Origin of the sequence: Pseudomonas sp. HS6, assembly GCF_023375815.1 — a bacterium.
Classification (GTDB): domain Bacteria; phylum Pseudomonadota; class Gammaproteobacteria; order Pseudomonadales; family Pseudomonadaceae; genus Aquipseudomonas.
In genome coordinates this window covers 5,019,349-5,040,413 of record NZ_CP067412.1, presented here as the reverse complement: position 1 = coordinate 5,040,413, position 21,065 = coordinate 5,019,349, and the positions used below count along the sequence as shown (strand labels likewise).

Here is a 21,065-nt window from a genome sequence, read left to right as displayed (position 1 = left end):
ATTAGCCTTCAGTTGCGCCGGTCGACGATATACCGGGCCAGATCGCGCAATGGCTCGGCAGCCGCGTCAAACGGTCGCAGCGCATGCAACGCCTGATCGCGCAGTTCCAGGGCATAGGCCTTGGCTGCGTCGAGGCCGAGCAGGGCCGGGTAAGTCGGCTTGTCGCGGGCAATGTCGGCGCCCTGGCGTTTGCCGAGGGTTTCGGTATCGCTTTCGACGTCGAGGATGTCGTCCTGCACCTGGAATGCCAGGCCGATGGCCTGTGCATAACTTTGCAGGGCCTTGAGTTCGTCCTTCTCGGCGCGGCCACTGGCCAGGGCGCCGAGCTTGACGCTGACTTCGATCAGCGCGCCGGTCTTGTGCCGGTGCATTTGTTCGAGGGCTTTCTGATCGAGCTTCAGACCGACCGAGCCAAGGTCGATGGCCTGGCCGCCGACCATGCCGGCCGGGCCCGCCGCGTGCGCCAGCGCCGTGACCTGTTGTAGGCGAATGTCCGCGCTCAGATCGCTCAGGCGAGGATCAAGCAGGGCGCTGAAGGCCAGGCTCTGCAAGCCGTCACCTGCAAGGATCGCGCAAGCTTCGTCGAATTTCTTGTGGGTGGTCGGCTGGCCGCGACGCAGATCGTCATCGTCCATCGCCGGCAAATCGTCGTGTACCAGCGAATACGCGTGGATCAGCTCCACCGCACACGCCGCGCCGTTGGCCTGCTCGGCCTTGCTGCCGAGGGCTTCGCACGCGGCGTAGGCTAGCAGCGGACGCACGCGTTTGCCGCCGTTCATCACGCTGTAGCGCATCGCTTCGTAAAGTCGCGCCAGCTCTGGCAGCGGTGCGTTGAACAGGGTTTCCAGTGCCGCATTGACCCGCGCCTGGCTGGTCGCCGAATACGCCGCGATCATTCTGGCTGATCCGCGTCGAAGGGTTCCTCGGCCAGCTCGCCATCGCGTTCCAGCAACACCTGGACCTTCTGCTCGGCCTGGGCCAGCGCTGCCTGGCAGTCACGGGTCAGGCCGATGCCCTGCTCGAAAGCGGTCAGCGAGTCTTCCAGCGACAATTCACCGTTCTCCAGACGCTCGACCAGCGTTTGCAGGTCGGCGAGGGACTGTTCGAAATCCAGTGCAGCTTTTTTGCGGGCCATGGCGGCTAATTCCGGTTGACGTTAAACCGGCGCGACACTAGCAGATAGGGGGTTTATGGGCAAATGAGCGGGCCGACGGACAAGGGTGCCAGTCGGTCGAATCGCCCGGATATTGAATCTGATACCGAGTGCTCCGCCCCCCGCCCGGAAGACGTTGCAGGCAGCCCTTTTCCAGCAGTTCCGCCAGATGTCGGGTGGCCGTGGCTTTGGAGACCTTGGCCACACTCTGGTATTGCGCCGCACTGATGCCGTGCTCGAAACCGCGTTCACCACCATCGAGCAGACGATTGAGCACTTTGATCTGCTCCGCCGACAGCCCGGATTCACGGTGCGCCTGCCAGAAGCGTGATTTTCCCAACACACTTTCAATCCGCGCGATGGCCTGTTGCAGACTGCGCAGCAGGGTTTGCAGGAACCATACGAGCCATTCGGTGATGTCCAGCGTGGCTTTCTGGCTCGATTCGAGAATCCGGTAATAGCCCGCACGATCGTCGAGAATACTGGCCGACATCGCATAAAAACGAATCGCCTGCGCTTCGCCCTGAGCCAGTGCCAGATCGGTAAGGGTGCGAGTCAGGCGCCCATTGCCGTCATCGAACGGGTGCAAGGTGACGAACCAGAAATGTGCGATACCGGCTCGCAGTAAAGGATCGAGGCCTGCCTGATGCTGACTGGCGTCGAACCACTTGAGAAAACTGTCGAGTTGTCGCTCAAGGCCTTGTCGCGGTGGCGCCTCGAAGTGCACGGTCGGACGGTCGATTCGTCCGGAAACCACCTGCATAGGCTCATCGCCGCGTAATGCGCCGACATTGATTGCTCGCGAAAGGAAACCACTCTCTTGATCTGGAAACAGCCACGAATGCCATTCCAGCAATCGTTTTAGCGTCAGCGGTTCGGCAAAACGTTGAGTGGCATCGAGCATCAGCTGTGCCAGCCCCTCACTGCGCTTACTGACGTTGTCGCCATCAGGCGATTCCAGCCCCAGGCGTCGTGCCAATGAGGAGCGCACGGATTCAACATTCAACTGTTCCCCTTCGATGGCCGAGGAGGTCACGATGTTCTGCAGCAACGCGTCCAGCTCAGTCTGAGCGCTCAGTGAATTGCCCACTGATCCCGCCATGCCCATCAATTGTCCCTGCGCCTGAACGCATTCGCGCAACAGCGCAGTGAGACGCTCTGCCTGCCAATTGAAGTCGGGCCAATCGGGTTGCTGCCAGATCCAGTGAGTTGCCATGAAATGCTGTTCCTGAGTGCGTGAGCCGAATAGAAATGCTATTCGGCTCATTTTGTGAGCCGAATATGACGCCTATTCGGCTCATCGTCCACCCGGGTGCGTGATTCCCACCGCATTTCAAGATGTATCCGATTGTTAAAAAACTGCCGAATCGCTAACCTTCGCGCCTTCTACGACCCGACAGTCACGGGTCTTTCAGACGAAACGCAGTTTTCACCGCTGTGAAGTACCGAGGATCGGGTGCAAGGTTTCGTTCAGGCATGGCAGGAGGCATCACATGCGTTCATTTCTTTTGCTGCTGATCGGCTTGGCCTGCGCGCCCGCGCTGCTGGCGGCGCCGAGCGCGGAGATGTCGGAACCGGTGGGCGGCTGGCGCTATAACGGTTTGCTCGATCGCAGTGAAAACCCGCAAGTCGCCTATCCCACGCCGCCGATCGATCGCGGCATCCAGCGTAATCGCACGATGATCCAGGGCCAGCTCAAAGCCATCGGTAACCAGCGCGGGCCGCACACCCTGGCGGTCAATGGCAATCCGCTGAACCTGTACACCGACGACGATGGGCGTTTCGCCCGGCCTTATGCATTCGGCGCAGGCTCCAACAGCGTCGAAGTGCGCAGCGCCGAAGGTCAGTCGCTCAAGCGCGTGCAATTCTACGAGGCGAACAACCTGCGCACACCGGCGCGGATTCGCGTGGTGCTCGGCTGGGACGATCCCAAGGCCGAACTCGACCTGCACATCATTACCCCTGACGGCCAGCATGCGTTTTTCGCCCACACGGCGTTGACCAACGGCGGCGGTCTGGACCCGGACGGCGTCGATGGCCCCGGCCCGGAAATGTTCACCATGACCGCGCCGCTGCATGGCACCTATCTGGTTTACGTCAACTATTGGGGCAACTTCGGCGACGGCGGCTATAACTTCGAGGAGGCCAGCAATCAGAACGAGGTCATCACCTCGCAGATCACGCTGGTGCTCAACGAAAACACCGTCGACGAAAAACGCGAAACATTCATCGTGCCCCTGCGGGCCATCGGTGATCTGCTGCTGGTCAAGACTTTCAACTATTAAGCATCCCGCACCACGGATGAACTGCCGAGCTTTGGGAACATGAGCGAGAAGATGAGCGAAAACACTGAGACCCCGGTTACCGATGCACCGGCCGCCAAACCTTCCCGGCGCTGGCCGTTGTTGGTGGCCGGGCTGTGCCTGGTGGCCGGCGTGGCGGGCGGGCTCGGCTGGCTGATGCACAAGCCCAAGCTGCCGGCGGCCGCGCTGGCCAGCGACAAGCTCGGTTTGAGCCGCCCGGACGCGCTGCTGGAAACCCGTTCCCTGAGCCAGTTGCCCAAGGACCTGCTGACGGTGCCGTTCCTCAAGGCCACGCTCACCGAGGATTTCGTCTTCTATTACGAGACTCACGCCGACCGTCTCGGGCTGATCGGCAGTCTGCGGCGGATCGTTTACGAACATGACCTGAAGTTGCAAGACAGTTTGATCGAGCAACTCTTCGATCAACCGGCAGACGTGGCGCTGTGGCGCGGCGCTGATGGTCGGCTTAAGGATTTCTTGCTGGTGATGGATCGCGGCGGCTTGGCCAAGCTGCTGGAACCGCTGGCGAAAGTCGCGCTGGATGACTCGCAACTGAGCGTCTTCAGCACCCTGAAAGTCGGTGGCGATGAAGTGCCGCTGTATCAGTTGACCTACAACGCCAGCAAATCCCTGTTGTTCGCCTCCCGTGGCGACAAATTGGTGGTGTTGTCCAACCCGACCAAATTCTACGACCCGGAAAGTGGCGCTTCCGAAGAGTCCGGCCATGTCTCGCCGCAAGCCTTGGCCGCGCTGCTCAACGGCGAAAAACTGTTCCCCGAAGCGTTCGGGCTGCCAGCTAAAACACCTGAAACCAAGCAGCGTCTGTCGGTCAATTCCAGCGTCCTCGCCATGGGTTACCAGCGCTTCATCCCGAACTTCGCCGGGCTGCGCTTCGACATGGACGACAAGGGCTGGCACAGCTTCCTCGCCATGGACGAACTGGAAAATCAGCCGGACTTCGATTTCAAACCGGTCTGGCAAGCCATGCCGCTGGGCGCCAGTGCCTGTGTGACCCTGCCGGTGGCCGCCGAACCACAGAAACCGTTGCTGGTGAAACTCGGCGCCGAAGAAGCGGTGGCGCAGACACTCACCGAGCACGTGGCCGGCGCGGCGGGCCTGTGCTGGTACGCCGACTCGCGACTGTACACGCCGTTGCTGGTGGCCAGTCTGAAAGACGAGGACAGCGGCAAACTCGACGGCGATATCGGCACGTTGTTCGATTCGATGGTCGGTGCCTATGAAGGCAACGTCGATGAGCACGCGTTCCCGGTGGTGGAAAAACAGGAAGGCCAGAGCCATCTCTGGCAGCGTCAGGTCAGCTCCAACTTCGGCCCGTATGCGGCCAAGGATGCCGAGAACCCGGACGCGATCACCGGCAAGGCTTTCATGAAAGTCAGCCTGGCGCGCCACGGTTCGACGCTGCTGTTTTCCCTCGATGACAAACTGGTCGACAAGGCCCTCGGCACCCTCGACAAGCGCTTCCCGCCGATGGCCGATGTGCTGCCCAAAGACGTGCTGATGCCGATCTACTTCGGCCCGGATTCGATGGCGCAACTGATGCAGCAGGAAACCCTCGACAGCCTGCCCCAGGACATGGAGCCGGTGTTCTACAACGCTGCGCAAACCTACCTGATCCCGAAACTGCGCACCCTCGGCGGCATGGGCAAATACGCCCTGACGTTGCCTGAAGGCAGTGAGCCCGACGGTCACTGGCAATGGCTGCCGCTGGAGTGGAAAGCGCTGTGACGGCATTGATCCGCAGCCTCGGCTTGCTGGCGCTGTTGCTCAGCGCCGGTGCCCGAGCCGTTGAGGCTCCGGCCCTCGATCCGCAGCAGTCCCAGGTCTTTCGCGCCTGGTTCGTGCGCATCGCTCAGGAGCAGTTGAGCAAAGGCCCGAGCCCGCGCTGGTATCAGCAGGACTGCGCCGGACTGGTGCGGTTTGCCGCCAACGAAGCGCTGAAAGTCCACGACGACAAATGGCTGCGCAGCAATGGCGTGTCCAATCGCTACCTGCCGCCGGAGCTGGCGTTGAGCGACGAGCAACGCAAGTTCGCCCAGCAATGGCAACAGGGCGGCGGCAAGGTCGGGCCCTACGTCAACGCGATCAAACTGATTCAGTTCAACAGCCATCTGATCGGCCGCGACGTGTCCCAGGCACGGCCCGGCGATCTGATGTTTTTCGATCAGGGTGATGACCAGCACCTGATGATCTGGATGGGCCGCTACATCGCCTATCACACCGGCACGACCACCCCAACCGACAACGGCATGCGTTCGGCAAGCCTGCAGCAACTCATGACATGGAAGGACACCCGATGGATACCCGACGCAGCCAACCCCAACTTCATCGGCGTCTATCGACTGAACTTTCTCTCCCAATGACCGGTGCCCGCATGCTGCGTTTACTGCCTTTTCTGTTGTTGCTAGCCCTGCCGTTTTCGGCCGTGAATGCCGAAGACACCGTGGAGCCAAGCGGCTACACGCCGGTCTCCGGTGAAAGCTTCTTCCTGCTGGCTGACAGCAGTTTCGCCAGCGACGAACAGGCGGTTGTGCGCCTCGAAGCGCCGGGCCGTGACTACCGTCGCTTCCGCATGGAGCCGTACGGCGGCGCCGACATCCGCGTGTACAAGATCGACAAGCCGCTGGACTTCCTCAAGCGCCAGAAGAACCTGCACCGTGTGGTCAGCGACGGCCAGTTCAAGGGCGAAGGCCTGTCGAACACCCTCGCGTACCTGTGGGACAACTGGTACCGCAAATCCCGTCGGGTGATGCAGCGTGCGTTCTCCTACGAGTCGCGTCAGCAAGTCACCGAAGAGGTGCCGGAACTGAAGATGGGCAACGCCATCGCTGCGCCGACGCCGTATGACGCGCAGCCGCAGTTCGCCTTGATTCCGGGCCTGCCGGTGGTCAGCCAGTTCCGCTATCCGCTGTGGCAGGCCAAGCCGATCCAGCCGCCGGAAGGCGTGAATCTGGCCGGCTCTTCCAGCGAGTTCGTCAGTGTCGCGCCGGGCAACGTCTACATACCGTTGGGCAACCTGAAACCGGGTCTGTATCTGGTCGAAGCGCTGATCGGCAAGTACCGCGCGACCACCATGGTCTTCGTTTCCAACACCGTCGCGGTGAGCAAGATTGCCGGTGATGAATTGCTAGTGTGGGCCGCGCGCAAACATGAAGGCAGCTCGGTGCCGAAGGTCAATGTGCTGTGGACCGACGGCCTCGGCGTGATGAGCAGCGGCGCCACCGACACCGATGGTTTGCTGCGCCTGAAACACGTCAGCCCCGAGCGTTCGTTCGTCATTGGCGAAGACGAAGAGGGCGGCGTATTCGTCTCGGAAAACTTCTATTACGACAGCGAAATCTACGACACCAAACTCTACGCCTTCACCGACCGGCCGCTGTATCGCCCGGGTGATTGGGTGTCGCTGAAAATCGTCGGTCGCGAATTCAAGAATGCGCGTGATTCGGTATTGCCGGGGGCGGCGGACGTCAATGTCAGCGTGCTTGATGCGACCGGTACCGAGTTGCAGAGTCTCGATCTGAAACTCGATTCGAAGGCCGGCACCCAAGGCCGTTTCCAGTTGCCGGACAACGCGGTGGCCGGTGGTTACGAGCTGCGTTTCAACTACAAGGATCAGGCCTACAGCAGCGCGTTCCGTGTGGCGGAATACATCAAGCCGCACTTCGAGATCTCGCTGAATCTGGCCAAGCAGGATTACCGCACCGGCGAACCGGTGAAGGGCAGCCTGGTGCTGCTGTACCCGGACGGCAAACCGGTGGCCAATGCCAAACTGACCTTGAGCCTGCGCGCCCAGCAACTGTCGATGGTCGACAACGAGCTGCAATACCTCGGGCAATTCCCGGTGGAGCTGACCAGCACCGAACTGACCACCGACAGCAAAGGCAACGCGACCCTCGACCTGCCAGCCGCTGACAAACCGAGCCGCTACATGCTTACGGTATTCGCCAGCGATGGCGCGGCGTATCGGGTCAAAACCACCAAGGAAATCCTCATCGACCGGGGCGCCGCCAGCTTCCGTCTGACTGCGCCGCAGCGTTTCAGCGCAGTCGGTGACAAGGTCGCGTTCAGCTATGCCAACGAGGGCGGCAGCGAACAGGCTCAGGCCGTGGTGCCGAGCAGCTACAGCTGGGTTCGTCTGGAAGACCAGACCACCGGCGAAGGCAAACTGACGGCGAAAGACAAAGGCTTCGGCGTGGCATTCGATCGTCCGGGCACCTACAACCTGTCGCTGAAAGATCAGCATGGCCGAGTGCTCGGCGCGACTGGTCATTCGGTCACCGGCGACGGCGTCAAGGCGGTGCCCGGCACCGTGGAAATCGTCCTCGACAAACCCGAATACAAGGCCGGCGACGAAGCACTGGCGCTGATCACATTCCCCGAACCAGTCAGCGATGCACTGCTGTCGCTGGAACGTGACAAGGTTGAAGCCACCGCGCTGCTGGCCAAGGGCGGCGACTGGCTGAAACTGGAAAAACTCAGTGAAACCCAATACCGCGCGCGCATTCCGGTGAAGGACAACTTCGCGCCGAACCTGACGTTCTCGGTGCTCTACACCAAGGGCGGTCAGTACAGTTTCCAGAACGCCGGGATCAAGGTTGTCGCGCCGCAGATCGACGTGGCGATCAAGACTGACAAAGAGACCTATCAACCGGGCGATACTGTGACGGTCGACCTGACCACGCAATTCGCCGGCAAGGCAGTGCCGGCGCACCTGACGGTCAGCGTGGTCGACGAAATGGTCTACGCGCTGCAACCGGAAGTCGCACCGACCATCGACCAGTTCTTCTATCACCCGCGCCGCAACAACGTGCGCACCAGCGCCAGCCTGTCGTTCATCAGTTACGACGTGGCGTTGCCGGGCAGCCCCGGCGCGCCGGGCAAGGCCAACCGCAGCGAACGCGGAGTGAAAGTACTGGAGCGGCCGCGTCGCGAAGACGTCGACACCGCTGCATGGCAGCCGGAATTGCTGACCGACGCCGACGGCAAGACTCGCTTCACCTTCAAGATGCCGGACTCGCTGACCCGCTGGCGCATCACCGCGCGGGCGATTGCCGATGACGGTCAGGTCGGGCAGAAGAAGCAGTTTGTTCGCTCGGAAAAACCGCTGTACCTGAAGTGGAGCGGGCCGAGCAAATTCCGCAAGGGCGATCAGCCGCAACTCGGCGTGTTCGCCTTCAGCCAGGCCGAAAAACCGGTCAAGGCTGAACTGGTGACGCACTACGCCGGCGCCGAACAGCGTTTGCCGGTAACGCTCAACAACGGCATCAACTACCTGCCGCTGCCGGCCTTCGCATTGGCAACCGGCGAATGGACAGCCGACCTGGTGCAGGACGGCAAAACCGCCGACGCCCTCGCTGTGCGCCTGACCGCGACCGGTGAAGGCTGGCAAGTGACGCAGACCCAGAGCCTCGACGTGGCCAGCGGCGACACGCCGTTGAGCCTGCCGGCGGACGCCACCGATATTCGCCTGCGTCTGGATGACAGCCCGCAAGCGCTGTTCCGTTCGGCCCTCGACGATCTGCTGAGCTATCCGTACGGCGGCGTCGAGCAGACCGCCAGCCGCTTGCTGCCGCTGAGCATCGCTTATCCGTCGCTGGCGTCGAGCCCGCAGATCCGCGACCGCTTGCGCCTGATCATGCAGAACAGCCGTCTGCGGCTGGTGCAGATGGCCGGGCCGTCGGCGAGCTTCACCTGGTGGGGCTTCGACGGCGAGCCGGATGCGTTCCTCACCGCTTACGCCTACTACGCCGACTGGAACGCCAGTCAGGAGCTGGAACTGACCTTGCCGCCGGAGCACTGGCAGCGGGTGTTGGAGGTTTACGCCAAGCAGTCGCCGAACACACCTTTGCTGCAACGGGCGCTGATCCTGTCGTTCGCCAAACAAATGCATCTGCCGGTCAACACGCTGCTCAGCGGCTTGATGGACGATCTGGCCAAGGCCGGTGAAGGCAATGCCGCGAACCTGATGGACGACGGTGAAGACAGTCTGGTGATGAGCGATCCGGATTCGGCGCTCGGTCTGGCGGCGGCGCGGGTCTTGACCGCATCGCTGGCCACGCAATCGAAAGTCGCTTTGCCGGACGCATTCAATCGTCAGTTGGGCGCTGCGCAACAGCGTTTGGCCGTCAGCTCTCAACCGTTTGTCGAAGCGCTGAACCTGTCGCTGCAACCGTTCGATCAGGCCCGTGCGACAGCGCTGCTGCAACGCCTGTTGCCGCAGCAATCGACCCTCGAACGTGCGCTGGCGCTGACCTGGCTGCAACGCAGCATCGCCCAGGCCTCGCCGACCATCGCGCTGGCACCGGGTGAAGGCTGGAAGAAAAACTACGGCGCGACCGGCGAGATGTACTGGACGTGGCAAGGTGCTGCGTCGGTACCGAGCGTGTTGTCGGTGTCGGGCACTCAGGAGCGTCCGTTGCGTGCCGCGCTGAGTTTCCAGACTCAACAACCGGCAGTCGATCCGATGGCTGTAACTATCACCCGTCGCTTGTCGCGTCTGGTGCCGGGTGACGAAGCCTTCACCTTCAAACTGGAGCCGGTCGGCACTAAACCGTTGTCCAGCGACAGCCTGTACCTGGACGAAGTGATCCTCACCAGCAAGGCACCGAAACCGCTGCGCTACGGCATGCTTGAAGTGCCGCTGCCGCCGGGCGCGGATGTCGAGCGCACCACGTGGGGCATCAAGTTGCAGGGCAAGGAGGGCACCGAGCCGACCGCGCTGGAGAAGGCACGTTTCGAACCGGGCCAACTGGCCTACGCGGTACCTGTGGATGCGCTGAGCGGTGAATTGCGTCTGCGGCATCTGGTGCGCTTCTCGCAGAAGGGCCAGTTCAACCTGCCACCGGTGCGTTTCACTCAGGTCTACGCACCGCAACATCAGGCCCAGGAAGCGAAAGCGGCCCTCGGTCAGGTCACGGTCAACTGACATGACCCGGCCGCTGCTGTGGCTGTTGATGTGTGTGATTCCTGCGCTGGCGACGGCGCAGGATGAACCGTTGCGCGTGGCCTACAAGGGCGAGTTGCTGTCGCTGAACACCACGCAACTGACCGCTCGCGAGCCGTTGCCTTCGTCTTTGAATACGCCGCTGGGCAGTCTGTGGAAGGTGTTCGTTTACGCGTGGCTGGTGGATACCGGCGCGCAAGAGCCGGCGTATGAATGTCGTGGGCAGTCGAAGGAAGAAGTCTATTGCTGCACTGCGGGCGGCAAGATCGAGCGTGATCAGGCGCTGGTGAAATCCTGCGGGTTGTATTTCGAACCGGCGCGGTTGGGCATAACCGTTGGCGATTGGAAAACCTATTGGCAGGCGCGACAGGCGCCGTCGTGGTTGTTGGACCTGCCATCGGTGCAACCGGCTACTCGGGTTTCCGTGGCTGACTTGCTGAAGGTTTTGTCTTTGTTGCCGGCTCAGGATCAGATGCGTCGTGTGCTGCTTGATGTCGTCTTGAACGCGGCGGACGGCAATGTCGTGGGTGAACTGGGCGGCCGCTTGCGGGTGAAAACCTGGAGCTGGCTCGGCGATCAGGACCCGCAATCACGCCAGGGCGGATTTGCCGGCTGGACGGAGGACGGCTCGCCGATCTGGGCTGGTGGCCGGGGTACCAGTCAGATGGTTTTGCGGCATTACGGTTCGGCGTTGGCGACGGTGTTGCCTGCTTCCTGGCCAGCGGAGGCCGGGCGATGCGTTGAGGTCGGACTGTTCTCGCGTTATCCGGTTTCGCGAGTGCTGTCGGGTGAGCGCGTTGCTGGCTCAGGCCCATTGCAGGGTGATTTTCGCGTCGAATTCGCTAATGGCAATGCGCTGGATATCCACAGCGATGGCGAACTGTTTCTGCTCAACGGCAAGCTTGTTGCTCGGCTGGATCGTGAGGAGTACGTCGCCCGCGTGCTGGAGCGTGAAGCCAAACCCGAACCCGCCGAAGCCGCCAAAGCATTGGCCGTGGCGATCCGCACGTACCTGCTGCAAAACGCCACGCGCAACGGCGAATGTTTGAGCATCGACGACAGCAGCACCCGCCAACGTGTTGCACCGCGTCCAGCTTCCGCCGAGTCGCGCAGCATCGCGGCGTGGACGGCGGATCTGGTGCTGGCCGGCAGCACCGTCACCTATCACTCCGATCAACCCGGCCCCGACAAACTCGCTTGGCAACAAGCGGTCGAGCAAGCCAATGCCGGCCAGCGTTACGACGCGATTCTGCTGCATGCCTATCCGCGCGGGAGCCTCAGCCGTTGGGACAACCCGGTGGCGTCCTGCGAAGCGCTGCCTGCCGCGCAAGACTGGCTGCAAAAACAGCGGCGCGGTTGGCGTCCGAAGCTGGAAAGCGAAACCGGCTACAACGAAGTCAGCACCTTCGCCGTCTGCAAACTCGCCTTCGGCCGACCCTTCGTCGACCGCGAACGCCAGCGCATCTATGTGCGCGGCGTGCTGACTTTGCAGGACCGCCTCGACCTGACTCACGAATACCTGCACCTGGCCTTTGAAGCACACCCCAACGGCCAGGATGAAACCTATATCGAAGGGCTCGCCCGTCACCTTTTGCTGGAATAGACCATGACACTCCGTTATCCACAGGTCTTGCTGTTGCTCTGCGCGCTCAATGCATTGCCGATGGCGATGGCCGCCGACAGCGTCAAACTCGACACCCCGATCGGTGGCTGGCGCAGCGGCGCGCCCGAGGGCGAAGGCGAAAACTTCCGCCAGACCGTCAACTACCCGGCCTCCTCGGTGAACACCCCGGTCGGCCAAGCCAATACCGCACGCATCAGCGGCGAAATCAAAGCCACCCCGAAAAGCAAAGAGCCCGGCCGCCTCATCGTCAACGGCGTCAGCATGCCGCTGAAAATCGACGACAGCGGCCGCTTTGACCGCCCGTTCTCCTTCCCCAACGGCAGCAACAGCGTCGAAGTCCGCAGTCCCGACGGCCAGCAACGCCACCGCACGCAATTCCTCAACGTCAGCGGCGGCGCCACCCCGGCCAAACTGCGCGTGCTGCTGTCCTGGGACAGCGACGGTACTGACCTTGACCTGCACCTCGTCACGCCTGATGGCGCGCATATCTGGTACGGCAACCGCGTCGCCCCCAACGGCGCTGCATTGGACGTCGACGTGACCACCGGTTACGGCCCGGAAATCTTCGCCATGCCGGCGCCGATCAAGGGGCAGTATCTGGTGTATGTGAACTACTTCGGCGGTGGTTATCGCGGGGATGACGAGGGTGGGGAAGAGGCGGTGCAGCCGCTGACCACGGCACAGGTGACGGTGATTACCGAGGAAGGGACACCGAGCGAGAAGATGGAGACGTTCATTGTGCCGATGCGGGCGGTCGGGGAGTTGACGTTGGTGAAGTCGTTCAGCTATCCGTGAGGCTCAGGTACAGCTTGCGCAAAGTCTGCACGCGGTTGCGTCCCAGATCCTTGGCACCGTACAGCGCTTCGTCGGCTTCCGAGAGCAGGCGTGACAGTTCGTAACCCGACTCCCGTGTCGTAACGACACCGATACTGACGCTGAGGACGCCGGCTCCCAGAGTCGTCAGTTCGGAAAACGCCTCACGAATCCGCTCGGCCACTTGCACGGCAATCTGTTCATCGGCGCCTGTCAGCAGACAGGCGAACTCTTCACCACCGATACGCCCAAACGCGTCACCCCTACGCAACTGATTGCTCATCACCCGACTGAAGGCGATCAATGCCTGATCACCGGCAGGGTGGCCAAAGGTATCGTTAAGACGCTTGAAGTGATCGAGATCGCAGAGCAAGAGTGCCGCGGTTTCCGTCCGGCGTTTGCCGATGGTCAGCAGTTGTTCGGCTTGCAGCAGAAATGCCCGACGATTGCCAATCCCCGTCAACGGATCGGTCAGTGCAGCCGCCTTGAATTTCCGTTCGGCGTGCTCCTTCACCATCGCCAGCGTCATGTAGGCGATGCCGATGACGTAGAGCATCGACTCGAACAGCATGAAAGAGAAAAAATGCGCGCCATCGCCGACGCCGGATCGCGATTGATCCAGCGGCAAACCCTCATCGATCAGGCTTCTGATGCCGTAGAACGCGGTGTGCCATAACGTCAGGAGCAGCGCGGGCGTGTAGGCAACGTCCAGACTTTTGCGGCTGCGCCAGAGTTCCATTGCCGTCAGCAGCCCATAGCCGAACGCGAGCAGCGAATACGCAACAACGCGGGCCGGCATCGCGTAGTAGAAAGCGGGGATCAGACACAGGGTCAACCAAATGATCGCACCGCCCACGATCCCCGGCACTGACGGCCTCCGACCGACAAACACCCGCATGGCCGTCCAGTTCAGCCCGGCGCTGAGCAGCAGGATCACATTGCCGATCACGATCGGAATGAAATCGACCCCTTTACCCCGCCAACTGACCAACAACATGCCCAGCGCGGCCAGCAACATCATGCAGCCCAGATACGCCAGCGGCCGCTCGCGGGTTTCGCGATACCAGGCGTGGAGGGTCAACAGGCCCATTAACAAGAAAACGAAGACCGAGACGACCAGCAGAGTCGGGATGTGGAGCGCCATTCCTTGGGTTCCCCGTGGGGTTCAATACCGAAATCCGGCCGGTGAAGGGTGTTGTCGCGCGGGATTTAGCACTGTGGGGGTTGGGGTTGGCAAGTGTTGTAGGTGTTGAGAGGGAGTATGCGATGAAGACTCAAATTGGGCAGCCACTTGCTGCCCGATTTTGGATATAGCGCCGTGGGAAGTCAGCTTGAGGTTTTCCAGAGCCTGATGAGTTACTCAGGCTAGTAACTCAGGTCGGAAGCTGCTTGTAGTCAGACGCTTCAGTGCAATATCAAGAGACTGATCATCAAACAGATTGCTCTTGCGAACAGCAGCTCCGGCGCCACCCTCCCAATGCTTCAGTGCTTCGCGCATGGCAGGAACAGACGCGCTGACGCCTTCCTGGCTCAGCAGCCAATCGACGGTCGCTAATAACTCCATTCCAAATGGCGATTCAAAGCCGTCAATCAACTCGGCAGTCTGCTCCAAGGCCTCGGCATATTCCTTGGCCTCGGTCTTGAGATAAGTCTGCAAAAAGGATTTGCGTTCTTGATCAAACCAGATCACATCGCTAATGCCAGCGTCACTGATTCGCTTGTCACAATGCAGATAGCTGCCATCAAGGTTATCGAGCAGATGTTCCAGACGGTTAGCGTACGGGCCGTATTTATGTGCGACAAACTGGAGGTTGAGCGGGTTTTCGGTGTCTGGCAGCTTCTCGATAGCGCGCTCAAGAAACCAGGCCAGTTTTTGGATTTCCAGCAGACTGCATTCCATGCCCAACACCCAATAACGTCTAACCAGTTCGGCGATAAGGGCACGGGCCGGTGTGAGTTTCTCTACACCGCTGCGCTTGGCGACATTCAGATATTGATTGGTAGGCTCGAACACCAGTACGTCGGCATCCAGATCACCCAAAACCTCAACGATTTGTTCGCGGACCTCAGGCCACTTCAATCCGCCGTTACCAGCACCTAGTGGCGGGACCGCGACGGATTTCACGTCGTTTTCAATCAGAAAACGACGCAGGTCGTGCAAACCTTCTGTTATCCAGGCCATTTGCGAAGGTGAGCGCCAGTGACGTTTGGTCGGAAAATTGACGATCCAGCGAGGCCCATCAAGTTCGTTGGTGGCTGTCACGTGCATCCTGCCCGTTTCTACTTCCTTGGCCTTGCACGCCGCTGCGTACAGACGATAGTTCTGCGCAAAGCGTTCTTTGAACATCAATGCGATGCCTTTACCCATCACGCCCACGGTGTTCACCGTGTTGACGAGGGCTTCGGTCTTGGCTTCCAGCAGGTTGCCCTGGATGAATCTGATCATTGGAAATACCATTTGGGACGCGCATGGACAGGCAACGTCAGGCCTCGAGCGGCGACGTCTTGTTCTATGCGTATTTTCATTGCATCGGTGTGGCACATGATGCCCAGCAGTCCCGTAATCGGTAGATGATGGTAGATCAGCGCTTCGGCCTGATAACGCTCCATTTTGCGAGGGTCATCAGGATCGCGCTTGAAGTCGCGCCGTTGAAGGATAGACCAATCGATCTGGTCGAGATTCGCCAGATCGTTGTAATAGTCTGTCCAACTCGGATAGGCATGTGCGTTTGTGAAGACAAACGGCAGGCCGAGCTCTTCAACGCGATAAAGGCTTGAGACCAGAATCACGATCTCGTCATTGCTGCGTTGCTGCACACTCCAGCCAGAGTGAATGTTCTGCATCATCACCGAGAAGGGCGTGAAATAGAAGGGCACGTAGTCGGCCAGAACACCTTCGGGTTCAATAGGCACCTGACGGGAACGGCGCTTGTCGATCAAGTCGACGTTGCCTATGTTCACGTACTGAGGTGCCTGCACGTCCGAGTTTGCGCAATGCAGACCGTTGTCCAGAATCCAGGGCAGGTTATCGCGATGGACGATACGCCAAATCAGAGCTTTCTCTGGATTCAGGCTGGTGTAGTTCATTGATAAAACATTCTCTGGTTCACGCTGGTCTGCACATTAACATCGGCTGCCTGCAATTTAGCTACGCAAAGTGCATCGACTTCTTCGCTGGGGGTGAAGATTTTGAAGAAGGCGTCAGGTTTAACAACCCCCGGTGCGAGACATTCGGCCATGCAGATGCTTTTGCAGTGAGGGTCCAGGTAATCGCGACTGCTCATGACATCCCACTCGATAGCTTCGAACCCCTGTTCGTAATCAAGTAGCTGTATTGAGTCGCCTGCTAACGGGTGGCGTGGAATAACTTTCCAGCCGTATTGCTTGGCCGTTGATCTGTAGACCGAGATCAGCACAAATTGGGCTTCCGGCCTGTTGCGCTGCACGCTTCCGTCAAATGGATTTTTCGCAAACCAGTGGAAGGGGACGTAGTTATCGAGCTGCAGAGCCTGCCGCTTTTTCAGGATTTCAGCATCTGCGACGTCTTTGAAACCCGAGAGGCCGGCGCGAGGTTTCAAGCCATCCCTGAAAATTCCATCCAGGTTTTCAACCGAAGTGAGATGGTAGAGAAGCTTCTGATCCTTGATGCTTTTAACGTCCGACATAGTGGTCTCCTTGACCTGCACATCAACTTAAACTGGATTCAGTCCCGGCCTCGCCCCGTGCTGATGTAACCCTCGATCCGTAGGGGTTGGTAGAACAGTCGATGTGATTCTAGTGTGCCATCACTTTTAACCACAAGCTGAATATGGGAATTGATTGACAGGGCCGAATTGCAAGGCTCCTGAATTCACTCCTCATCAAAGTAATCGCGATCCAGCGTCGGCAGGCGTAACAAACGAGATGTCACACCCACCTCATGATCCATCATCAGGTGCACTAGACGCGTCCCGTCTACCAACACAATGCCGTCCACCGATTTGGCGAAGTCGACGGCGTGCGCCGTAAAGCCAGAAGTGGTTATAAACACACCGCGTTTGGCTTTTTGTCCTGCGAGCGCGCCATAGAACGCCTGTAACTCAGGTCGGCCAACCGTGTTCTGCCAACGCTTGGCCTGTACGTAAACCTTCTCCAGCCCCAGTTTATCGAGCGAGATAATGCCGTCGATGCCGGCATCACCCGAACCTCCGACACGTTGCAAGTCATTGCGGCTGGCGCCGTAACCCAGGCGATGAAGCACATCCAGCACGATCACTTCAAAGCGATTAGGGCTGACTTGCAGCAAGTTGTCCAAAAGGTCGGCGGCCGTGGCGTCGCGCAATTCCTTAAGCGCTCGCTCCAGCCGGTCGTCGGGGCTTTCGGTGGCGGAGGCCAGATCGGGCTCAACGCTTGGCTGGTCATCCAGAGGTTCGGCATCTGGGGCAACTTTCAGCTTTACGTTCATGTATCCGATTGCCAAATGCTCCACGTCCTTGGCTGACAGTGGAAGTGTGTGCTCTTTGGCGTACTGCACCCCCGCATCGGTCAGCTTCCAATAGCCGCGCTTTGCACTGCTCGAAAGACCGGCACGCTTGAGTCGGTCGTGCGCCCAGCCTGATCGGTTCTTGTAGGTAGCCTGACCACTGGCGATCAGTTCTTCGCGCTGATCTTCAGTCAGTTGCAGCATTTTTGCCGCTGCTTCGTGGGCGTCCCGAGCGATTGCACCCTCGGGTTTTGTGGCGAGAAAACGCAGGATCGGCTCAATGAACTGATCGTAGGTTGGAACGGACATGGGCGCATCCCTGTGCTGAAAGTGTTTTCGTGCTGATCGGATGGCGATTGTAAATCAACGGTTGATATGGAGGGCTTCGCGACGAAAGCGTTGGCAGGTGAAAGCGTAAGTCGCTATGTCAGTTCAACATCATTTCGGAAAAACACCGCAAAGCGCATTGCCTTGGTAACCATGGACGATCGGTCCCAACATCATGAATGGGCCGCAGGCGTAGAAAGGGGATGGCACTGTTTGTTGCGAGTCGAGCAGAACGGCTTCGTTTCCGAACTCGTCGTTGCCGAAGGACTGCTCGAAATACGATGTACACACCGGCAGTTTCAATGGCACCGGAATGATCAGTGCCCAAACGGTTATCCCGCACCATTCCCGTGTAGGCGTCGATGTGACCGTTCTGCTGATTTGCGGTGTGATGGACCGATAGCTTTGCGCTTTATAAGCATCTGTCTTGACGGTTGTCTTTTCCGGGAGCGATACGATTGCTCCAACGCAGCCTGAAAGACAAAGGCACAAGGCTGCTGTCAGGCCAGCGGATTTCATGTTTGAAGTGATGGTTTTGGGCATCGATGTTGAACGTCCTTGTGGGGGTGGCTTGAGCAATCAGAGTTGCCGTCGCTTCCAGCAGGCGGGGCTCTGTTGTGCGATGAGTTGTGCAGGCGCCCTTGCACAGCGCTCTGACTGTAAACCGACACCCGACCGACTTTTCAGCAGGCATTAAAAAGCCGGCTTGTGGCCGGCTTCTCGGGGACTGGCTTGGTTTATTTTTGGTAAACCGCGCCAGCCTTCAAAACGTACACCCGGATCTTGCGTCCGGCTGTGGGACTTGGTCAGACAGTGGTCTGCCGCGTCAGGCGTCATCTGGGCCGCAGGGCGGGTCGATGCGCGAATGTGGGGCGCAGGATACTGAGTTTTGCTTCTGATTCCCAGCTTGAAGTGCGGTTTAGAGCTATCAAACTGGAGAAAATCCAGGATTTGTACCGACTTTCAGGGCCTCATCGCCAGCAGGCTGGCTCCCACAACCACGGGCACATCAGAGAAACGGCACAACCGGCCGCCGCTTGCCCAGCGTCGACCACCAGAACACCCACCCCAATACATGAATCCTCTGCTCCTCGATCTGCGTGGCTCGGAAGATTTCGTCCGGGTATTCGGCGCTGTTGTGGCTGCGCAGGCGCAGGGCATTGCCGGGCATGCGGTGCAGGTATTTGATGCGCAGCATGCCGTCGTGTTCGATGGCGTAGATTTCGCCGTCCACCACCTGGGTGAGGCCGCGGTCGATGGCGAGTGTGGAGCCGTCTTCGATCTTCTCGGCCATGCTGTTGCCGATCATGTGGGTGCAGATGGCGTCGGTGTGGCGGATTTCCAGGGTTTCGAGGTGGCTGCGGGGCAGGCGGATGGTTTGCTCCGGGTCCTTGATGACATGGGTCTTGTCGGAGCCAGGAGCTGTCGGGGCTTCCTTGTAGAGCGGCAGTTCGATGTCGGTGGATTCAAGCACCGTATAGACGCCTTGAATCGCCTGGGCATCCAGCGTGTCGCCGGCGGTGTACAGGTGCGGCGCTTCTTTGGGGCCTTCACCGGTTTTCAGCCACTGGCTGTTGACGGACAGCAGGCGCGCGACTTCTTCCATGCGGTACGCGGGTACGCCCCGGGTGTACCAGTTATGAACATTTTGGGCTTCCGTGCCCCAGAACTTTGCGAATCCCGTGGTGGTGATGTTCGCAGCTTCCAGGAGTGCCTTGAATCTTGGACCGCTAGTGTTCTTTCTCATAAACACGAGTCTACGGCCGGCCTAGAGCGGTTTGAATAAACCATGCGTTCAAAATCGAGGCAAATTTTGCGACGGGATGTAAGACGTACTTGTGGGAAATTACACACACTAAAACTTTTCTGTAGGTCGCTATAAACAAGCTGTTTAAGCACCTATCGGGCAGGCACAAAAAACCCCGGATCAACCGGGGTTTTCTTCAAGCGTGTCGCAGGTCGCGAGGCTTAGCCTTTGTAGGCAGCAACCGACTTGGTGATCGCTTCGCGGGCGGCGTCTGCACCGGCCCAGCCTTCGATTTTCACCCATTTGCCTTTTTCGAGATCTTTGTAGTTCGCGAAGAAGTGCTCGATCTGCTGGATCAGCAGGGCTGGCAGGTCGGTGTATTCCTTCACGTCCACGTACAGCTGGGACAGCTTGTCGTGTGGAACTGCGATGACTTTGGCATCGCCGCCGCCGTCGTCGGTCATGTTCAGGATGCCGACTGGACGAGCGCGGATCACCGAACCTGGAGCAACCGGGTAAGGGGTTACGACCAGCACGTCCAGGGGATCACCGTCGTCAGCCAGGGTGTTCGGGATGTAACCGTAGTTGGCCGGGTAGAACATCGGGGTGGCCATGAAACGGTCAACGAACAGGCAATCGCTGTCTTTGTCGATTTCGTATTTGATCGGCGCGTGGTTGGCCGGGATCTCGATCGCGACGTAGATGTCGTTCGGCAGGTCTTTGCCAGCCGGAATCTTGCTGTAGCTCATTGGGCGTTGCCCCCGTTAGTAGACCAAAACACTTGGCCGGATTGACCAAAAAGTGGCGGCGATTATAGGCATATTCCACCCGCGATGCCATGCACCGAAGGTCGTCCAGGCCTTACTCGTGTGCCTGATAGACCGGGTCCGTGGCCTGAAGTTGCTTCAGTCGGGCCAGTGGATCCTGTCGATAGAAAAGCTGCAGCTGCGCATACACCTGTGGATAAGCCTCGTGCAGCAGATCCGGGGCGCTGAAAAAGTACTCGCTGGTGACGGCGAAGAATTCGGCCGGGTTCTCGGCGGCATACGGGTCGATGGCGGTTTCGGCGTCGGGATGGCGGTCGAGCTGGCGGTTGAGATCGTCGTAGGCCGCTTGCATCACCTGGGCCCAGTCGCTGACCCGCATGTCGGCGTGCAGCGGTGGCAGGCCGTTGGCATCGCCGTTGAGCATGTCGAGTTTGTGCGCGAGTTCGTGGATTACCAGGTTGTAGCCTTCCCAGCCACCACTGGCCATCACCCCGGGCCAGGCGAGGATGATCGGCCCTTGCTGCCAGGCTTCACCACTGTGCTCGCCGTCCCACTCATGCTCGACACCGCTGGCATCGCGATGGCGCTGGGGGCTGAGGAAGTCATCCGGATAGAGGACGATTTCGTGAAAACCCTGGTACCAGTTCAGATCGCCCAGATGCAAAAGCGGCAATTGCGCCTGGGCGGCGAGCAGCAGGCGTTGTTCCTGATGCAATTCGACGCCGGGCAGGGCGGTCAGGTGTTTGTCTTCAAGGAACAGAACGCTGGCTTCGCGCAGCCACTGATCTTCATCGGCACTGATGCCATCGAGGAAACTCAAGTGGTGACGCACCCGCTGCCACATGTCATCGGCAATCGGGTGCTTCGCCAGAATGCGCCGGCGTCGCCAGGCGCTCAACGACCACATG

At 59.8% G+C, this 21,065-nt stretch carries 18 protein-coding genes; 6 read left to right on the top strand and 12 right to left on the bottom strand.

The features are described from left to right. Window positions 1-8: 8 nt before the first annotated feature. From ispA to JJN09_RS22820, 3 genes are read right to left on the bottom strand one after another with little or no spacing between them, the layout of a single operon-like run. Window positions 9-896: a (2E,6E)-farnesyl diphosphate synthase gene (gene ispA / locus JJN09_RS22830; protein WP_249483898.1), complete on the bottom strand. Its 888-nt coding sequence runs from the start codon at window positions 894-896 to the stop codon at window positions 9-11. Next, complete coding sequence (locus JJN09_RS22825) at window positions 893-1,135, bottom strand: exodeoxyribonuclease VII small subunit (RefSeq protein WP_007894317.1); 243 nt, start codon at window positions 1,133-1,135, stop codon at window positions 893-895. The genes ispA and JJN09_RS22825 overlap by 4 nt, the downstream gene beginning before the upstream one ends. Before the next feature lie 37 nt (window positions 1,136-1,172). Continuing rightward, window positions 1,173-2,369, bottom strand: a complete 1,197-nt coding sequence (locus JJN09_RS22820) for a Fic family protein (RefSeq protein WP_249483897.1) — start codon at window positions 2,367-2,369, stop codon at window positions 1,173-1,175. A 277-nt stretch (window positions 2,370-2,646) separates the two neighbouring features. Between JJN09_RS22820 and JJN09_RS22815 the strand changes: the two genes are divergently transcribed. The 6 genes from JJN09_RS22815 to JJN09_RS22790 are packed head-to-tail and all read left to right on the top strand — an operon-like array spanning window position 2,647 to window position 12,836. Further along, the gene (locus JJN09_RS22815) at window positions 2,647-3,438 is read left to right on the top strand and encodes a YfaP family protein (protein ID WP_249483896.1); all 792 of its coding nucleotides are present in this window, start codon (window positions 2,647-2,649) and stop codon (window positions 3,436-3,438) included. 51 nt (window positions 3,439-3,489) lie between these two features. Beyond that, window positions 3,490-5,202, top strand: a complete 1,713-nt coding sequence (locus JJN09_RS22810) for a DUF2138 domain-containing protein (RefSeq protein ID WP_249483895.1) — start codon at window positions 3,490-3,492, stop codon at window positions 5,200-5,202. Continuing rightward, on the top strand, window positions 5,172-5,837 hold the full coding sequence (locus JJN09_RS22805; protein WP_249483894.1) for a DUF1175 domain-containing protein: 666 nt from the start codon (window positions 5,172-5,174) through the stop codon (window positions 5,835-5,837). Before JJN09_RS22810 ends, JJN09_RS22805 begins: the two co-directional genes overlap by 31 nt. Continuing rightward, window positions 5,834-10,399 (top strand): alpha-2-macroglobulin, encoded by a 4,566-nt coding sequence (locus JJN09_RS22800; RefSeq protein ID WP_249483893.1) that lies wholly within the window; start codon window positions 5,834-5,836, stop codon window positions 10,397-10,399. Before JJN09_RS22805 ends, JJN09_RS22800 begins: the two co-directional genes overlap by 4 nt. 1 nt (window position 10,400) lies before the next feature. After that, window positions 10,401-12,020: a DUF2300 domain-containing protein gene (locus JJN09_RS22795; RefSeq protein ID WP_249483892.1), complete on the top strand. Its 1,620-nt coding sequence runs from the start codon at window positions 10,401-10,403 to the stop codon at window positions 12,018-12,020. Window positions 12,021-12,023: 3 nt separating this feature from the next. Then, complete coding sequence (locus tag JJN09_RS22790) at window positions 12,024-12,836, top strand: YfaP family protein (RefSeq protein WP_249483891.1); 813 nt, start codon at window positions 12,024-12,026, stop codon at window positions 12,834-12,836. Here JJN09_RS22790 and JJN09_RS22785 read toward each other — a convergent pair. The 9 genes from JJN09_RS22785 to JJN09_RS22745 all read right to left on the bottom strand — a co-directional run bounded on the left by JJN09_RS22785 (window position 12,823) and on the right by JJN09_RS22745 (window position 21,064). Next, window positions 12,823-13,998 carry a diguanylate cyclase gene (locus JJN09_RS22785; RefSeq protein WP_249483890.1) on the bottom strand — a complete coding sequence of 392 codons (1,176 nt, stop codon included), beginning with the start codon at window positions 13,996-13,998 and terminating at the stop codon, window positions 12,823-12,825. The two genes, JJN09_RS22790 and JJN09_RS22785, sit on opposite strands and share 14 nt — an antisense overlap. Before the next feature lie 216 nt (window positions 13,999-14,214). Beyond that, the gene (locus JJN09_RS22780; protein ID WP_249483889.1) at window positions 14,215-15,300 is read right to left on the bottom strand and encodes a macro domain-containing protein; all 1,086 of its coding nucleotides are present in this window, start codon (window positions 15,298-15,300) and stop codon (window positions 14,215-14,217) included. Continuing rightward, entirely contained in the window at window positions 15,297-15,941 is a 645-nt protein-coding gene (locus JJN09_RS22775; RefSeq protein WP_249483888.1) for a DUF4433 domain-containing protein, read from the bottom strand. Before JJN09_RS22775 ends, JJN09_RS22780 begins: the two co-directional genes overlap by 4 nt. Beyond that, window positions 15,938-16,519: a DarT ssDNA thymidine ADP-ribosyltransferase family protein gene (locus JJN09_RS22770; RefSeq protein WP_249483887.1), complete on the bottom strand. Its 582-nt coding sequence runs from the start codon at window positions 16,517-16,519 to the stop codon at window positions 15,938-15,940. The genes JJN09_RS22775 and JJN09_RS22770 overlap by 4 nt, the downstream gene beginning before the upstream one ends. Window positions 16,520-16,704: 185 nt before the next feature. Continuing rightward, window positions 16,705-17,625 (bottom strand): restriction endonuclease, encoded by a 921-nt coding sequence (locus tag JJN09_RS22765; protein WP_249483886.1) that lies wholly within the window; start codon window positions 17,623-17,625, stop codon window positions 16,705-16,707. Window positions 17,626-17,754: 129 nt separating this feature from the next. Continuing rightward, window positions 17,755-18,186, bottom strand: coding sequence for a hypothetical protein (locus tag JJN09_RS22760; RefSeq protein ID WP_249483885.1), 432 nt, complete (start codon window positions 18,184-18,186; stop codon window positions 17,755-17,757). A gap of 466 nt (window positions 18,187-18,652) precedes the next feature. Next, entirely contained in the window at window positions 18,653-19,390 is a 738-nt protein-coding gene (locus JJN09_RS22755; RefSeq protein ID WP_249483884.1) for a helix-turn-helix transcriptional regulator, read from the bottom strand. Window positions 19,391-19,611: 221 nt separating this feature from the next. After that, window positions 19,612-20,139, bottom strand: a complete 528-nt coding sequence (gene ppa / locus JJN09_RS22750; RefSeq protein WP_007990564.1) for an inorganic diphosphatase — start codon at window positions 20,137-20,139, stop codon at window positions 19,612-19,614. Window positions 20,140-20,251: 112 nt separating this feature from the next. Next, window positions 20,252-21,064, bottom strand: a complete 813-nt coding sequence (locus tag JJN09_RS22745) for a zinc-dependent peptidase (RefSeq protein WP_249483883.1) — start codon at window positions 21,062-21,064, stop codon at window positions 20,252-20,254. Window position 21,065: the final 1 nt, after the last annotated feature.

Coding starts and splice junctions, on each gene's coding strand:
- ispA (WP_249483898.1), bottom strand. CDS start 896: ATGATCGCGGCGTATTCGGCGACCAGCCAGGCGCGGGTCAATGCGGCA.
- JJN09_RS22825 (WP_007894317.1), bottom strand. CDS start 1,135: ATGGCCCGCAAAAAAGCTGCACTGGATTTCGAACAGTCCCTCGCCGAC.
- JJN09_RS22820 (WP_249483897.1), bottom strand. CDS start 2,369: ATGGCAACTCACTGGATCTGGCAGCAACCCGATTGGCCCGACTTCAAT.
- JJN09_RS22815 (WP_249483896.1), top strand. CDS start 2,647: ATGCGTTCATTTCTTTTGCTGCTGATCGGCTTGGCCTGCGCGCCCGCG.
- JJN09_RS22810 (WP_249483895.1), top strand. CDS start 3,490: ATGAGCGAAAACACTGAGACCCCGGTTACCGATGCACCGGCCGCCAAA.
- JJN09_RS22805 (WP_249483894.1), top strand. CDS start 5,172: ATGGCTGCCGCTGGAGTGGAAAGCGCTGTGACGGCATTGATCCGCAGC.
- JJN09_RS22800 (WP_249483893.1), top strand. CDS start 5,834: ATGACCGGTGCCCGCATGCTGCGTTTACTGCCTTTTCTGTTGTTGCTA.
- JJN09_RS22795 (WP_249483892.1), top strand. CDS start 10,401: ATGACCCGGCCGCTGCTGTGGCTGTTGATGTGTGTGATTCCTGCGCTG.
- JJN09_RS22790 (WP_249483891.1), top strand. CDS start 12,024: ATGACACTCCGTTATCCACAGGTCTTGCTGTTGCTCTGCGCGCTCAAT.
- JJN09_RS22785 (WP_249483890.1), bottom strand. CDS start 13,998: ATGGCGCTCCACATCCCGACTCTGCTGGTCGTCTCGGTCTTCGTTTTC.
- JJN09_RS22780 (WP_249483889.1), bottom strand. CDS start 15,300: ATGATCAGATTCATCCAGGGCAACCTGCTGGAAGCCAAGACCGAAGCC.
- JJN09_RS22775 (WP_249483888.1), bottom strand. CDS start 15,941: ATGAACTACACCAGCCTGAATCCAGAGAAAGCTCTGATTTGGCGTATC.
- JJN09_RS22770 (WP_249483887.1), bottom strand. CDS start 16,519: ATGTCGGACGTTAAAAGCATCAAGGATCAGAAGCTTCTCTACCATCTC.
- JJN09_RS22765 (WP_249483886.1), bottom strand. CDS start 17,625: ATGTCCGTTCCAACCTACGATCAGTTCATTGAGCCGATCCTGCGTTTT.
- JJN09_RS22760 (WP_249483885.1), bottom strand. CDS start 18,186: ATGCCCAAAACCATCACTTCAAACATGAAATCCGCTGGCCTGACAGCA.
- JJN09_RS22755 (WP_249483884.1), bottom strand. CDS start 19,390: ATGAGAAAGAACACTAGCGGTCCAAGATTCAAGGCACTCCTGGAAGCT.
- ppa (WP_007990564.1), bottom strand. CDS start 20,139: ATGAGCTACAGCAAGATTCCGGCTGGCAAAGACCTGCCGAACGACATC.
- JJN09_RS22745 (WP_249483883.1), bottom strand. CDS start 21,064: ATGTGGTCGTTGAGCGCCTGGCGACGCCGGCGCATTCTGGCGAAGCAC.